Origin of the sequence: Blautia segnis (assembly GCF_014287535.1) — a bacterium.
Taxonomy (GTDB): Bacteria; Bacillota; Clostridia; order Lachnospirales; family Lachnospiraceae; genus Blautia_A; species Blautia_A acetigignens.
The window spans coordinates 90,172-105,294 of the sequence record NZ_JACOOT010000039.1; the positions used below are offsets into that span (position 1 = coordinate 90,172).

Sequence of the window (15,123 nt, forward strand, 5' to 3'; positions counted from 1 at the left end):
ATTTATCTCCTTATTAGAACAGTCCTGTGATCTTACCAGTCTCGTCAACATCGATTCTCTCAGCAGCCGGAACCTTCGGAAGACCTGGCATAGTCATGATCTCACCGGTAAGAGCTACAATGAAGCCTGCACCGGCAGAAATTTTCAGGTTGCGAACGGTTACTTCGAAATCTGTTGGAGCACCAAGCTTAGTCTGATCATCCGTTAAGCTGTACTGTGTTTTTGCAACACAGATCGGGCAGTTTCCAAAGCCAAGAGCCTCAAGCTGTTTTGCCTGTTTCTGAGCATTTGCTGTAAGAACTACGTTCTTTCCACCGTAAACCTTCTGAACGATCTGGTTCAGCTTGTCCTCGATAGAGCCTTCAAGCTCATAAGCATAAGTAAAGTCGTTTGGCTCCTCGCACAGACGAATTACTTCCTCAGCAAGCTTCAGACCGCCTTCGCCGCCTTTTGCCCATACTTCGGAGAGCGCAACATTGACACCAAGCTCTTTACATTTTGCTTCTACAAGATCAAGCTCTGCCTTGGTATCTGTTGGGAATGCATTGATTGCAACTACACATGGAAGCTTGTAAACATTCTTAATATTGTTTACATGTTTCAGAAGGTTCGGAAGACCCTTCTGAAGAGCCTCAAGGTTCTCATTATTCAGATCTGCTTTTGCAACGCCGCCATTGTATTTAAGTGCACGAACAGTAGCAACGATAACAACTGCATTTGGATGAAGGTCAGCCATACGGCATTTGATGTCAAGGAATTTCTCAGCACCAAGGTCAGCACCAAAGCCAGCCTCTGTAATTGCATAATCAGCAAGCTTCATAGCCATCTTTGTAGCTGTTACAGAGTTGCAGCCATGAGCGATGTTTGCGAATGGTCCGCCGTGAACGATTGCCGGTACATGCTCAAGAGTCTGAACCAGGTTTGGTTTGAGGGCGTCCTTTAAAAGTGCAGTCATAGCGCCTTCTGCGTGAAGGTCACCAGCTGTTACAGGCTTCTGCTCTGATGGTTTGCCATATGTATAGCCAACGATCATTCTTGCAAGTCTGTTCTTCAAATCTGTGATATCGCTTGCAAGACAGAGAACTGCCATGATCTCAGATGCTACTGTGATATCGTAGCCATCCTCACGTGGCATACCGTTTGTTCTTCCGCCAAGACCATCGATTACGTTACGAAGCTGACGGTCATTCATATCCACACATCTTCTCCATGTAACCTTACGTGGGTCAATGTTCAGTGCATTGCCCTGGAAAATGTGGTTGTCGATCATTGCTGCAAGAAGGTTGTTTGCAGCGCCGATTGCGTGGAAGTCACCTGTGAAGTGAAGGTTAATGTCCTCCATCGGAACAACCTGTGCATAGCCGCCGCCTGCTGCACCGCCCTTTACACCAAATACCGGTCCAAGAGATGGCTCACGAAGCGCAACCATTACGCTCTTTCCAAGCTTCTGCATTCCATCTGCAAGACCTACAGTTGTAGTTGTTTTTCCCTCACCAGCCGGGGTAGGGTTGATTGCTGTTACAAGGATCAGTTTTCCGTCTTTTTTATCGCTCTCTTTTAAGAGATTGTAGTCGATTTTTGCCTTATACTTTCCATACTGCTCCAGGTATTTGTCATCAATACCAGCCTTCTCTGCAATCTGGGTAATCGGCAGCATTTCGCATTCCTGTGCGATTTCAATGTCACTCTTGTATCCCATTGTAACTTACCTCCTTTTTACGTCACTGCCACCTGAGCAGGACGCCTCCGCATAATTTGAATTTATCAAAACGGCTTCCAAAAGGGCATTAAGGATCATGTCCCTGTCCGGATCCGCTTTAATCATGAATATACCGCTTTTACATTTAACAGACTTAATTTATATGCAGGATCATTTCGCCTGCGCAGCCTTTAAAAAAGCTTTTAAAGAGCCGATGATCACATCTCCCATAACCGCCATATCTTCCGCAGCAAAGGATACGGGGAAATTATCTGAAAACAGAATCTGGGAGGATGGTGGAAATTCCTCATCTCCCTCCCACAGGATCATCTGGATCTGATATCCGGGATAAATGGATAACTCATATGCCGCATCTCCGAATTTCACAGGAGTGCATTTCATATGATCCATTACCAGCCTGAAATCCTTCAGTCTGTTACCATAAGTAAATGCAAGACGCTTAATGCATCTTCCGTCAAACTGGCGTAAATACACTTCGCCCCAAGGCATTTCACGGTAGGTTTTATACTTACCGGTTCCCATGGAAGCAGAACCGTTTAACAGAAAACGGATCGTCAGGATTTTCGCATAGATCATATCCTCAAGAGGATAGCATTTCTTCTCATCCTCCACATGCTTTACCTGAAAATCCGGGTATGTGATAGTATAATCAGAGCCCAGAAATGTCAAAGTAAAGGCTTTCGCACTTTCATCATATGGAATAGAAAGTCTGGCTGCGATTTCCTTAGGATCAGCCTTTGCATACAGCTCAAGATAATGCTCCCAGGGCATTCTCTCCTTGCTGTCTTTATCATAGTTTAAATCATCAATGGTAAATGGCATTTTTGTTTACTTCCTGTTCTGTAAATCTTTCATTACGTCCGGGAACATTCCGGTGTCTGTGTGCGGAATAAAGCATGCGCCCACAAACTCGTCCATATAAGTCGGTACTGTGGAAAGCTCCATGTATGTCATGTTTGCAGCAAGCTCATAGGTCTTCTTCTCTGCTGCTGTAGAAAGAAGCATCAGGTAGGAGCCTGTCAGGGAAGAATTGCCGATATAGTGGAATTTCTCCAGAGGGATATCCGGGAACATTCCGATATTTACAGCATTTCTCATATTGATACCGCTTCCGATACCTCCTGCTACATAAACATCATCAATCATGCTTACATCAAAGTCCAGACTGTTGAGCATAGTGCGGATTGCAGAAAAAATAGCACCCTTGGCACGGATAAAGTTATCAATATCCACCTCTGTGATCTCAACATCCTTCACAGAGCCTGCTTCGCTTTCAAATGCGATCACATAGCTTCCCATTCCATATTTGTCGTGGCGGATTCTCTCACCCTCGCGGACAAATTTACCCTTAGGGTTGATGATTCCACACATGAAAAGCTCACTGATCACGTCAATGATTCCGGAACCGCAAAGTCCGATCGGCTTGGTTCCAGGATTTCCTACTACCTTGTAGGTAGGAATCATAGTTTCCTTGTCAATGGTACAGGCCTCAATGGCACCGTCTGTTGCACGCATACCGCAGCTGATGTCACCACCCTCAAAGGCAGGTCCTGCTGAACATGCACAGCTCATCATAAAGTCAGAGTTTCCGAATACCAGCTCTCCGTTGGTACCAAGGTCAATAAACAGGGAAAACTCCGGTCTGTTCCAGATCATACTTACTAAGGTTCCGGCAGTAATGTCACCGCCTACATAGCTTCCGATATTCGGCGCAATAATAATATGCGCGTCTTTATTAATGGCAACTCCCACATCAGAAGCAAAAAGGGAGTTGGTCTTAAAGAATGCAGGAATGTATGGCTCCATACGGACCGGATCCGCATTGATTCCTGCAAACAGATGATTCATGGTTGTGTTTGCGCCTACAGACATTCTGTAAATATGGCTGGCTGAAATACCGGCGCTTTTGCACATCTGCGCAATAAGAGGGTTGATGGTCTCTTTAATTACGGCATCCTGCAGCTTCTTCTTTCCTCCTGGCTTCTGCTGCTCGATGATACGGTTGATAACATCTGCGCCGAAACGGATCTGTCCGTTTCCGGAGGAAGCCTTGGCAAGAATTTCTCCTGTCTCCATATTGATCAGAACTGCGGACACGGTGGTAGTACCAATATCTACTGCCAGACCACCGACTACTACATCCTCATCTTTTCCGAAAATATCGTATACAAAAAGATCATTTGGTGCAGTCCGGACTACACATTTCACTTTGAAATGGTTCTCCCGGAGCACATCCGGTAATTTTCTTAAAACAGCATAAGGAATCCTTACCTGCTTCAGATTCATGTATTTCTTTAAAGCTCTTGTAAGACGTTCATTGTCCGGCATTGTATCATCCAGACTTGGCTCGTCCATCTCCAGTTCAATTACGTCAAGACTGTTCCGAAGCTCAATTCCGGTCATCTCCACATCATTCTTGGAGTTTTCAAAAATGGCAATTTCCTCTTTGGAGCTCAGGTCTGCAACCTTCATTCTGCTCTTGTAAGCAGACGCAATATCAGGAACAAGCACAGTCACATCAGCACAGATCTTGCTTACACAGGCAAGACGCCATCCTGCCTGATATTCTTCATCACTGATATGCAAGGTTTTCTTGCTGTCCAGTTCTCCCTTTATCAACTGCACCCGGCACTTTCCGCAAGAAGCATTTCCGGAGCATGGTGCGTCGATGGCCACATTGGCCTCTCGCGCTAATTCAAGTAAATTGTCCCCCGCATTGGCAAAATGTTCTACCACACTGCCATCTTCAAAAGAAAATGTTACCTTAAACATTCGGCACTCACCTTTCTCATATGGTAATATCTGCCAAAACAGACATTTAATTTGTTAAAAAAGGGACTGAGGCCCAAGCCCCAGCCCCTCTTTGTATCTTACGTCCCTATTCAAGCACGGAAATATCCGCTTACGCAGACAGCTTATAAAAGTCAGCTACTCCGTGATTACAGCTCAAGATAGGAATCAGCATACAGGGTGTTGCCCTTGAATACATCGCAGGATTTGATTGTTTCCATAAGACGAAGGTCGTTAGGGTTAACAATTGCAGATGTAAGACCCTGCATCATAGCCATAGCAACTAATGCGGAATCCATGATCGGACGGATATTCTTCGGCATACCGTTACTGTTGTTGGACAGACCGCCTGTAGAATTCAGTCCCATATCGGAGAACATTTTGATAGCCTCCAGAACTTCCATCTGTTTCTCCTGCATTCCCTTAACAACCAGGAATAACGGATCAAACCACAGATCAGAAGGATCCATGCCAAGTCCCATACCTCTTTCAAGCATGTTCTGGCAGTGCATCATACGCTCATCATTGTCTGCTGCAATACCGTCAGCGGAGCAAAGAGCGATAACGATAGCATCGTTTGCTGCTGCAAGGTCGATGTTCTCGATTCTTCCGCCAGCATCTGCGGAGTTAACGATCGGTTTTCCTTTGCTTCTGTTATATACAGAAATACCAGCCTCGATAGCTTTCTTATTGGAAGTATCAAGTGCAAGCGGAACATTATCGAAGTTCTCCTGAAGAAGCTTAACAGCCCATTTCATCAGGTCTTCTCCATCGTTCTCAGCTGGTCCGATGTTTACATCAAGATATACAGCACCAGCATCAAGCTGCTGTTTTGCTCTTTTTAAGATCGGCTCAGGATCTCTCTCTGTAAAAGCTTTGTTTACAGATGGTGCTGTTGTGGAAAGTCTCTCACCAATAGTAATAAATTTTGCCATTGTAGTGTTCTCCTTTTTGATAGATTTAGTTGTTTATGCGTCCAGGTCCTTTAAGAACTTAACAAGCTGTACAGCTTCTCTTGGTCCGACAATGATCTCCCAGCCCGGAAGCTTTGCTTCCAGATCGCCCTTAAGTACGGCAACCTTTCCAGGGATTACAAGTCTTCTGCTCTTAACCTTAGGCTCTACGTTCTCTTTGAAGAATGCGGAAATGCTGTTTCCAGAGAACTTACCAGCAGCCCAGGAGGTCAGTACGGATAATCCGCCTGCATCATTGATAACAAGGTTAAGCGGAACACCGGAACGCTCCAGCTCACCAGATACAAGGAAGTATGTAAGAGCAAAGTCTACGGTTGTAACAACAAGAGAATTCTCGTCAGCACCGTTCATTGGGTAGATGCCTGGCTCTACACGCATTGGCTTCTGCGGGTCAGTAAATACGTTCTGACGCAGACCGTATAACGGAAGTGCCTCTGCATATGTCATACGCTCCATAACGATAATGGAACCATATTTCATAGTGAATACAGCTGCAAGTGCTGCCTGAAGATGATAATCTCCGCCAGCAATCTTAGCAAGATTTACAATAGAAGGATATCCAAAGGTTCTGTCCTGATCTTTGAGAGCTGCACGACGAACCTGAACAGCATTTCCGAAGGTCTCTTTTACATCAGCACCTGTTACATCAAGTACCAGGTTCTTGTTTCCGAGCTTCTCAAGAGCTGCTGTGGTGTCATATAACTCGTTTAAGTCTTTGCCGGATACACCAAGAACTACACCTGCTGCTGTAGCAACAGCGTTCATAGCTTCGTAGTTGGAAGCATTTGCTCCGTTTAATACCGGCTTGTTGTCCTTGCATACTTCAAGGGCTGCTTTTGCGATCTCAGGATCAGAGCATCCAAGGATCATAGTACGTCCAAGTGCTGCTGCTTTCTGAACGAGAGCTGTATATTTGTCAGCTGTTGCCTCAGCATCACAGTTCACATAAACAAGCTCTGCGTACATTCTCTCACCGATACGGTCGTAATCAACCTTCGGGATCTCAGCCAGCTTCGCATCAACAGCAGCATCGTCCATGCATGTGCACAGCTCTACTGCATATCTGGATTTGTTTACAAATGTCTTCTCATGTCTGAAAAGAACTGTCTCACCGCCAAGGGTAAGCTCCTCTGCGCCAGTTCCGATCTTGATTGTCTTCATTGGCGGAGCTGTTGCCTCAGAAAGGGAAGCTAATGCGTCCTCGGACATATGTGGACACTGCTCAATTTTCATAGCGCCCTGTGCAACCTTCATAGAGAAAGCCATACATGTCGGGCATCCACATTCCTTACAGTTTTTCTTTGGTGTTAATTTAAAAATCTGAATACCATTCAGTGCCATATCAATTATTCCTCCTAAAAATTATTACACAAGTGCGTCAATCATCTTAGCGATGGTCTTTACAGACTGTGGATGTCTTAAGATAACTGCATCAGAACCTGCTGCAAGGTCTGCTGCTGCTGTCATAACTTCCATGTTGATACCACGCTCATCCTCTGATCCCCATTCAGGCATATCTTCCTCAGTAGCAACTGATTCTTTTACGCCCCATGTCTCAGAAGAAACCGGTGTAATAATTGGCATCTGCAGCATGTTATCATTCTGGGATAAAGCTGCTCCTTTGATACGGTCCATAGTGGAAACAACGTACTCATAACCGTAACCTACTGTTGCGGTACCTACGTTCATAACGATCTTCTTCGCATCAACACCTAACTGTGTTGTAACTACGTTCAGCTGTTTTGCAAGGTTGATATCATCAGCAGACTCAGCACCTACGATCTGGTTGTAAGCAAGACCTGCTGCTGCACCGATTGCCTTGTAGTTCTCTTCCTTCTCAGACATAACGATTACGTTTCTGCCCTGAAGTGCTTCTGCAACCTTTGGAAGAAGTTCCGCATCCTTCTCCACATTCTTGCAGCCTTCAACTACTAATGGACAGTCGATTGCTTCTGCAACCTCTTTCACTACTGCAATAAGCTCTTCTGTAGATTTGTTTACTCCGTTTGGATCTCCGCCATCCAGATTGAGTACAACAAAATCTCCACCTTCCATAGCTGCTGCTTTCTTAGCGATCTCAGCCATAGTGGTGCATCCTTCATAATATGCTTTGATTCCCGGCGCAAATTCGTCAAGTCCCATATCAGTGATTTCTACACCGATTTTCGGACGGTTCTCGGTTGGTGCATCAAATGTATAGAACGGAAATGTGGAATTTCCTCCAATAGTAACCGCTTTATCACCAGTTCCAACCGTAACAGTGTTGATCTTTGCGTTGAACTTCTGTGGTTTCTGATTAAATGGCATTTCTTAAAGCCTCCTTGAAAATTTTGTAAAAGTATACAGAACCATTATACTACATCATCGGATCCATTGACAATGCAGGATGATTATGTTCTGTTAAAAATGCAACAAGAACTTCCGGATCTGTGGCAACTGTCTCATCACCGACCATATCAGTGAAGTTGTCAATGCCATAGAGTTCTTTTGCAGTTCTGTTGAGACGCTCCGCCACGGTCTCTTTTAATTCCTTCGGCATCCATACGATACGCTCAATTCCGCCCTCTGCCTTCATGAATTTCTTGGATGAAATAAAGTGTTTTCCATGTCCCATAAAGCCTGGTGTCTGAACACCGCCTCCGGTCATGGAAGCCATCTCGGAGAACGTCATTCCAAGAGGTGTCATGCCTGCATACTCACGGTTTGCGATAACCACGCCATTGGAAAATGGCTCGATACCGCAGATACACTCGAAGCATCCGCAGGAGGTCATAGGATCCTGCATGATGGAGTACAGAGTAACATGCTCCAGAGCACCCTGGGAATATTTCTTTACTGCTTCATCAACATCCTCGTAAGAGCCCAGATTTACATCAATCGGGCGCTCCTTGGTGATGATCTGACATGGGCCGTTTGGATCCAGCTCATTTGTGGCTTTTGCATCAAGCCATGAAACGGCTCCGCAAAGTCCAAGTCTCTCCGGTGTTACTACGCAGACATGTGACGGAGAAAATGCCTGACACAGGATACAGCTGTAATAAACGTCTACAGACTCATCGGTAAGGGTTTCCAGACGTGCATCACGTTTGTCGAAAGTAGGAATTGCTACTTCGTGACGGATTCTGGTACACTCAGCCGGGTCCGTGTAAACGGTTACCTGACACTTATCTACAACCGCCTCAAACTCATTCTTTACCTGTGTGTAAAGAACCTCGCCAAAATGTCTGGCTCTGAAGCCTGCTGCAAATGCGTCATTGCTGATACGGATACGGAACATATCCCTTTGTCCTGTATGGTATACACCTTCAATGCAGTTTATATAATTGTGGAATTTACGCTCGATAACCGGCTCAAAATCCGGCTGCATCTTCTTGCCTGCTACTTCTACCACGTAGGCAAGACTGTGCTTGCTTCCAGGCTCAAAGCTATCGACCTCAGGACCTACGACAGTGATCTTGTGATCTTCGACCTCGTTCATTTCCTTAGTCTGCACAAGTTCTACGCAGTCCACACGGGAACCGTCAAATTCCACACGCATATCTTTACGACGAATGATCTCGCCCTCAAAAGCGGATGCAAACGCAACCGGAATATCCACTTTTGTAATCTTGATCTTGATTCCTCTGGCTTCCAGGGAAACCTTGTTAAAATCAGCAACGTTCGGGCATGCGATCAGTGCGCCTGGTACTTCCGCAATGTTCTCATCCTCATTGGAGATAACCGGGAAGCCAAGCTTGATAGCACCTGCACCTGCTGCGAGAATTACATCATCAACAGGCTTGAAGGCATTTACAAATGCCGGGACCCTGTCTTTGGTGTATGTAAGAAGGCTTGCTGCATCACCAGGTGTTACGTTACCGAAGATCAGTGCTGCACGAAGTGCAACGGATACAACGTGGATTACACTTGTTACGTCTTTTCCCAAAGGAACGATTCTTAAATTATAGCCCATCTTCAGGCCAAGCTCCTGTGCCTGGTCGATGATACCGCCAACCAGTGTTACAAGAATACCCTGTGCCTGGTAGCTCTTGATCAGGTCAACACCTTCCTGTGCAGTAGGTGCGCTGCCAAGAATAACTGCTACTCCGGGGATATCTCCTGTTACAAGCGGTACACCAAGCTCACGGATAATGGAGTCCGGAAGATGTCCATAGCATGGCTCCTGATAAGGCTCTGCCCCATCAAGATATTTCAATGCTTCAATAAATTCCGCGCAGAGAGCGGTGGCTACGCCTGACATAAGAGCATCCTCCAGTGCATGCTCTCTTGTCATAAGAGATTTGACGACGCTAAGAGCTGCCTGCAGTTCTCCAAGTGTCTTGATCTTAACACCAGTTACTGCATAATAGCATGGCAGGCAGTAAGCAGTATGGGGAAATCCCACCGCTTTGTCTGCACCATGCTGTTGTACAGCATCGTTTACGGCTTTTTCTGTCAGACCGTATACTGCATCATTTCCGCTGAAAATTCTGTTAATTAACAATTTTCTGCATCTCCTTTTCTGTTAATCTTCTATCACAAACCACCACAGGCTTCAACACCTTTTGTGGATTTGCTGCTAAATAAATTATCAGACATGGATTCTTTCATTCCGCAATAAAACAATCCATTGTATTCGCCCTCCGCAGCGAAACGATCAAGCTGTCAAACAGTATCCTGCCTGGAAACAAATTTCCCGGAGCCTGCCAGACGGCAGACCCCAGAAAATGATTTTCCCTCAGCAGGATTTACTGAATCTATTACATCATCGGATCAAGTCCAAGTGCCGGATGTCCTTTCTCTGTAAGGAACTCTACCAGTGCCTCAGGATCTGTAGCAACAGTCTCATCACCGATCATATCTGTAAAGTTGTCAATTCCATAAAGCTCTTTTGCTGTTGCATTCAGTCTGTCCGCAATAAATTCCTTTAATTCCTTCGGCATCCATACGATACGCTCGATACCGCCCTCAGCCTTCATGAATTTCTTGGAAGCGATGAAGTGTTTTCCATGTCCCATGAATCCAGGAGTCTGAACTCCACCACCTGTCATGGAAGCCATCTCAGAGAAGGTCATTCCAAGAGGTGTCATGCCTGCATACTCACGGTTTGCGATAACTACACCGTTGGAGAATGGCTCGATACCGCAGATACACTCGAAGCATCCGCAGGAGGTCATAGGATCCTGCATGATGGAGTACAGGGTAACGTGCTCAAGAGCACCCTGGGAGAACTTCTGAACTGCTTCATCAACGTCCTCGTAAGAACCAAGCTCCTCATTGATCGGACGCTCTTTGGTGATTACCTGGCAAGGTCCGTTCGGGTCAAGCTCGTTGGTAGCTTTCGCATCCAGCCATGAAACGGCACCGCAAAGTCCAAGTCTCTCAGGTGTAACAACACAAACATGAGACGGGGAGAATGCCTGGCAAAGGATACAGCTGTAATATACATCTACAGACTCATCAGTCAGGTTTGCAAGACGGTCATCACGTTTCTCGAAGATCGGGATAGCAACCTCATGACGGATTCTTGTACACTCAGCAGGATCTGTGTAGATCACAACCTCGCATTTGTCAACAACAGCGTCGAACTCGTTCTTAACCTGTGAGTAAAGAACCTCACCGATGTGTTTGATACGGAAGCCTGCATCATATGCCGCATGGCTGATACGGATACGCTGCATATCTCTCTGTCCTGTGTGGTATACACCCTCGATGCAGTTGATGTAGTTGTGGAATTTACGCTCGATTACAGGCTCGAAGTCTGGCTGCATGTTCTTTCCTGCAACCTTAACAACGTATGCGATGCTGTTCTTGCTTCCCTCTTCCATCTCGTCAACTTCCGGTCCTACAACTGTGATCTTGTGATCCTCAACCTCAGAAGCGTCACAGGTATGTACAAGCTCTGCACAGTCTACACGGGAACCATCGAACTCAACCTGCATGTCTTTACGACGGATGATCTCGCCCTCGAATGCGGATGCAAATGCAACCGGGATATCGATGTTTGTGATCTTGATCTTAATGTCACGAGCCTCAAGGGAAGTAGCGTTGAATTTGCTTACATCCTCCTGAACGATAAGGCTCTTTGGTACACGGAAGATATTCTCTGTCTCGTTTGTGATTACCGGGAAGCCAAGTGCGATAGCACCAGCTCCGCATGCAACTACAACGTCATCCAGAGGTCCGAATGCGTTAACAAATGCCGGAACACGATCCATTGTGTATTTCATAAGTGTGCCTGCATCTCCAGGTGTTACATTACCGAAGATAAGAGCTGCACGAAGTGCAACGGATACAACGTGGATAACAGAGGTAACGTCTTTTCCAAGAGGAATAACACGTACGTTTGCTCCTGTGTTCATTCCGGCTTCCTTAACCTGATCAATGATACCGCCAACCAGTGTTACAAGAATACCCTGTGCCTGATAGCTCTTTACAAGAGCAACACCCTCTTCTACAGAAGGAGCAGATCCAAGGATAACGGCTACACCAGGAATATCGCCTGTTACAAGCGGTACACCAAGCTCACGGATAACAGCATCTGCAAGATGACCATAGCATGGCTCCTCATATGGTGTTGCTCCGTCGATATATTTCAGAACTTCGATGAACTCTGCGCAAAGTGCGGTAGCAATACCGGACATAAATGCGTCGTTCAGTCTTTTCTCTCTTGTCATAAGAGTTTTTACAACGCCAAGAGCCTCTTTTAACTCTTTTAAGGTTGTAACCTTTGTTCCTGTTACAGAATAGTAGCAAGGAAGGCTGTAAGCGGTATCAGGGAAGCTTACTGCTTTGTCTTCGCCGTGCTGTGCGATGGCTGCATCAATAGCACCCTCTGTTAATCCATAAACAGCGTCATTTCCGCTGAATACTCTATCAAATAAAGTCACTGTAGTACCTCCTATTATTTACAGACTGTTTTCATTGTCTATCTTTTCTTTAATCTTTCTGATTTCGGATGTTACGGTCTCACTGAAATCGTAGGGAGATTTGCCCTGGCGGTCTGCGTCCATAACTTCAACATTATAGTGGATCATACCAAGAAGATCTTCAGCCGGAATCTTTGCCCTGATGAACTCTTCATCCTCAGCATTCCGGACTTTGTTTGCAACCACCTTGACCTGGGTGATTCCAAGATCCTTTGCAAGGCGTTTTACATTCTTGTAGGTCTGTACGCTTCTTGCGCCCGGTTCGATCACAACAATAAATTCGTCCATACTTTCCGTGGTTCCCCGGCCCAGATGCTCCAGACCGGCTTCCATATCCATAATCACCACATCATCCCTGTGTACAACAAGGTTGCTGATGATTCTCTTTAACATGACATGCTCAGGGCAGACACATCCGCCGCCGCCTGTCTCCACGGTTCCAAGTACAAGCAGCTTTACGCCATTACAGACCTTTCCGTAGGTATCCGGAATATCGTCCACCTTTGGGTTCAGTGTATAAAACTGGTTCTGACTGTTGGCTCCGGTACGCTCCTCCACCAGCTTACGCATTTTTGAAATTGGAATAATGGAATCAAGAGTTTCCTCATCAAACCCAAGGGCAAGTCCCAGGTTTGCGTCCGGATCAACATCCGCTGCAAGGACCTTCTTCCCTTCATCTGCATATAATCTGGCAAGTGTTGCCGCAAAAGTTGTCTTTCCTACTCCGCCTTTACCGGTTACTGCTATTTTCATAAGTTAATCGCGCCTTTCTTTGGATCAGATTCCGAGAGCGTCACGTTTCTCTTCGATTCTCGCAATCATAAGATCGCCTAATTTATCAATATCTTTCTCAACTGTATATGCTGCTTCTACCCAGTCACGTACACCCTCTGTAAGGAGGCTTGCAACCTCTGTAGAACCGGAAACATATGGGTCTACACCAAGATATGTATCAAGACCAGTTGCTACTACATAGTTTCCAATGGAAACTGCCTTCTCAGACATCCATTCAGGAGCACATCCTACTACTGGAAGCTGGGAAATATTCAGTCCGGAATCCTTGGCAAGCTCAGCTGCAAGGATCAACATACGGCTGATATCCACACAGGATCCCATATGTAATACTGGCGGGATATCTGCAAGCTCGCAAACACGTTTCAGACCAGCACCGCAAAGATCCTTTGCAGCTTTGTCCATAAGTCCTGCACGAGCAGCTGCCTGAGCAGAACATCCGGAAGCGATGATCACGATATCGTTTGCGATCAGCTTCTTCATAAGTTCGATGTGAGCTGTGTCAGGTCTGACCTTCGGGTTGTTACATCCAACCATAGCAACAGCACCACGGATAACACCGGATGTAATACACTCAAGGAGAGGTTTGGTGGTACCGGTTTCGTCTACCTGAGAGTTTGTTACGCCGTCAAGTGTCTTAACGATTGCTTCTACAGAGTAACCAACTGTAGCTTTATGTTTCAAATCCGGAATATGTACAAGCTCTGGTTTTCTGTTCTTGAAGTTTTCACATGCAAGTTTTACGATCTGTTTTGCTTTCTCACCTGCTGTACCTGCATCAAATTCAATGAAATCGGAATCTGGCATCTGGCAGATTGGAGAAGTTGTGATGAATTTTGTATGGAAGCATTTGGAAAGAGGTCCAAGTGCCGGGAAAATACACTGAACGTCAACTACGATTGCCTCACAGGCACCTGTCAGTACAACATTCTCCTGCTGTAAGAAGTTACCAGCCATCGGAATACCCCGACGCATAGCAACCTCATTTGAGGTACAGCATACACCGGAAACAGTGATTCCCTTAGCGCCCATGGATTTCGCATAATCGATCATCTCTTTGCTGTCTGCATACTCACAGATCATCTCAGAAAGACTCGGGTCATGTCCATGAACAACGATGTTTACATTCTCAGCGTTCATAACACCAAGGTTAGCCTCGGTATCAATTGGCTTCGGAGTTCCGAAAAGAACATCGGAGAACTCAGTTCCGCACATGGAACCGCCCCATCCATCGGAAAGACCGTTACGAAGTGCCTGACGGATCAGAGCCTCCGGTTTACTTGTGTTACCCATATGAGTCATATGAAGTGCACAGGAAACCTCACGGTCGATTGCTCTTGGCTCAATTCCAGCTGCATGCCACAGATCCTGTGTATGCTGAGGTGCTCTCTTCAGCCATCTGGAAACGCCTCTGATCTTTCCGTACTCTTCCTGAGCAAGATCAGACATTTCATGAGCCAGATCATAGATGTCTTTACCCTCTGTCTCAACGCCCCACTCTTTCGCAATACGGATCAGCTTCTCAGGATCTTTTACCTGGTAATCGCCGCCCTCTTTTGCATGTCCAAGTGTGATACAGATCTCACGTCCGTGATCAGAGTGTGTAGCTGCGCCGCCTGCTGTGAAACGAAGGAAGTTTCTTCCTACGATACCATGTACATCGCATCCACAGATACCTCTCGGTGCCTTAGGTGTAATACGGCACGGACCCATTGAACAGATTCGGCAGCATACACCCTGCTCACCGAATTTACAGTGTGGAGTCTGATTCTTAACACGCATCTGCCAGGAATCAGCGCCTACCTTTGCACCAGTCTCAAGAAGACGGGCTGTGGCAGCTTCGAATTCTTCCACTGTAGTTAATTTGAATTCACTCATTATTGACCTCCTCTAAGTATATGTTACTTTTGTATTTGATGATGTCTGCATGGGCAGACCT

At 45.9% G+C, this 15,123-nt stretch carries 10 protein-coding genes; all 10 read right to left on the bottom strand.

Going from position 1 to position 15,123, the window contains the following annotated elements; genetic code table 11:
• Positions 1-13: 13 nt before the first annotated feature.
• Complete coding sequence (locus H8S54_RS16775; protein ID WP_186901878.1) at positions 14-1,699, bottom strand: formate--tetrahydrofolate ligase; 1,686 nt, start codon at positions 1,697-1,699, stop codon at positions 14-16.
• 171 nt (positions 1,700-1,870) lie between these two features.
• Positions 1,871-2,542, bottom strand: a complete 672-nt coding sequence (locus tag H8S54_RS16780; RefSeq protein ID WP_117849714.1) for a DUF3786 domain-containing protein — start codon at positions 2,540-2,542, stop codon at positions 1,871-1,873.
• A 6-nt stretch (positions 2,543-2,548) separates the two neighbouring features.
• Positions 2,549-4,492 carry a corrinoid activation/regeneration protein AcsV gene (acsV, locus tag H8S54_RS16785; protein ID WP_117849711.1) on the bottom strand — a complete coding sequence of 648 codons (1,944 nt, stop codon included), beginning with the start codon at positions 4,490-4,492 and terminating at the stop codon, positions 2,549-2,551.
• A 167-nt stretch (positions 4,493-4,659) separates the two neighbouring features.
• Positions 4,660-5,445: a carbon monoxide dehydrogenase/acetyl-CoA synthase methytransferase subunit gene (gene acsE / locus H8S54_RS16790; RefSeq protein WP_021926205.1), complete on the bottom strand. Its 786-nt coding sequence runs from the start codon at positions 5,443-5,445 to the stop codon at positions 4,660-4,662.
• 33 nt (positions 5,446-5,478) lie between these two features.
• Complete coding sequence (gene acsC / locus H8S54_RS16795; protein ID WP_021926204.1) at positions 5,479-6,825, bottom strand: acetyl-CoA decarbonylase/synthase complex subunit gamma; 1,347 nt, start codon at positions 6,823-6,825, stop codon at positions 5,479-5,481.
• Positions 6,826-6,849: 24 nt separating this feature from the next.
• Complete coding sequence (gene acsD / locus H8S54_RS16800) at positions 6,850-7,791, bottom strand: acetyl-CoA decarbonylase/synthase complex subunit delta (RefSeq protein WP_021926203.1); 942 nt, start codon at positions 7,789-7,791, stop codon at positions 6,850-6,852.
• A 49-nt stretch (positions 7,792-7,840) separates the two neighbouring features.
• Positions 7,841-9,967, bottom strand: coding sequence for an acetyl-CoA decarbonylase/synthase complex subunit alpha/beta (gene acsB, locus H8S54_RS16805; RefSeq protein ID WP_117849709.1), 2,127 nt, complete (start codon positions 9,965-9,967; stop codon positions 7,841-7,843).
• A 256-nt stretch (positions 9,968-10,223) separates the two neighbouring features.
• Positions 10,224-12,353, bottom strand: a complete 2,130-nt coding sequence (acsB, locus tag H8S54_RS16810; protein WP_186901879.1) for an acetyl-CoA decarbonylase/synthase complex subunit alpha/beta — start codon at positions 12,351-12,353, stop codon at positions 10,224-10,226.
• Between the two features lie 18 nt (positions 12,354-12,371).
• Complete coding sequence (locus H8S54_RS16815) at positions 12,372-13,145, bottom strand: ATP-binding protein (RefSeq protein ID WP_117849704.1); 774 nt, start codon at positions 13,143-13,145, stop codon at positions 12,372-12,374.
• Positions 13,146-13,169: 24 nt separating this feature from the next.
• Positions 13,170-15,062, bottom strand: coding sequence for an anaerobic carbon-monoxide dehydrogenase catalytic subunit (gene cooS, locus H8S54_RS16820; protein ID WP_117849702.1), 1,893 nt, complete (start codon positions 15,060-15,062; stop codon positions 13,170-13,172).
• Positions 15,063-15,123: the final 61 nt, after the last annotated feature.

Excerpts from the sequence above, each read along its gene's own strand:
- H8S54_RS16775 (WP_186901878.1), bottom strand. The coding sequence starts at position 1,699 with ATGGGATACAAGAGTGACATTGAAATCGCACAGGAATGCGAAATGCTG.
- H8S54_RS16780 (WP_117849714.1), bottom strand. The coding sequence starts at position 2,542 with ATGCCATTTACCATTGATGATTTAAACTATGATAAAGACAGCAAGGAG.
- acsV (WP_117849711.1), bottom strand. The coding sequence starts at position 4,492 with ATGTTTAAGGTAACATTTTCTTTTGAAGATGGCAGTGTGGTAGAACAT.
- acsE (WP_021926205.1), bottom strand. The coding sequence starts at position 5,445 with ATGGCAAAATTTATTACTATTGGTGAGAGACTTTCCACAACAGCACCA.
- acsC (WP_021926204.1), bottom strand. The coding sequence starts at position 6,825 with ATGGCACTGAATGGTATTCAGATTTTTAAATTAACACCAAAGAAAAAC.
- acsD (WP_021926203.1), bottom strand. The coding sequence starts at position 7,791 with ATGCCATTTAATCAGAAACCACAGAAGTTCAACGCAAAGATCAACACT.
- H8S54_RS16815 (WP_117849704.1), bottom strand. The coding sequence starts at position 13,145 with ATGAAAATAGCAGTAACCGGTAAAGGCGGAGTAGGAAAGACAACTTTT.
- cooS (WP_117849702.1), bottom strand. The coding sequence starts at position 15,062 with ATGAGTGAATTCAAATTAACTACAGTGGAAGAATTCGAAGCTGCCACA.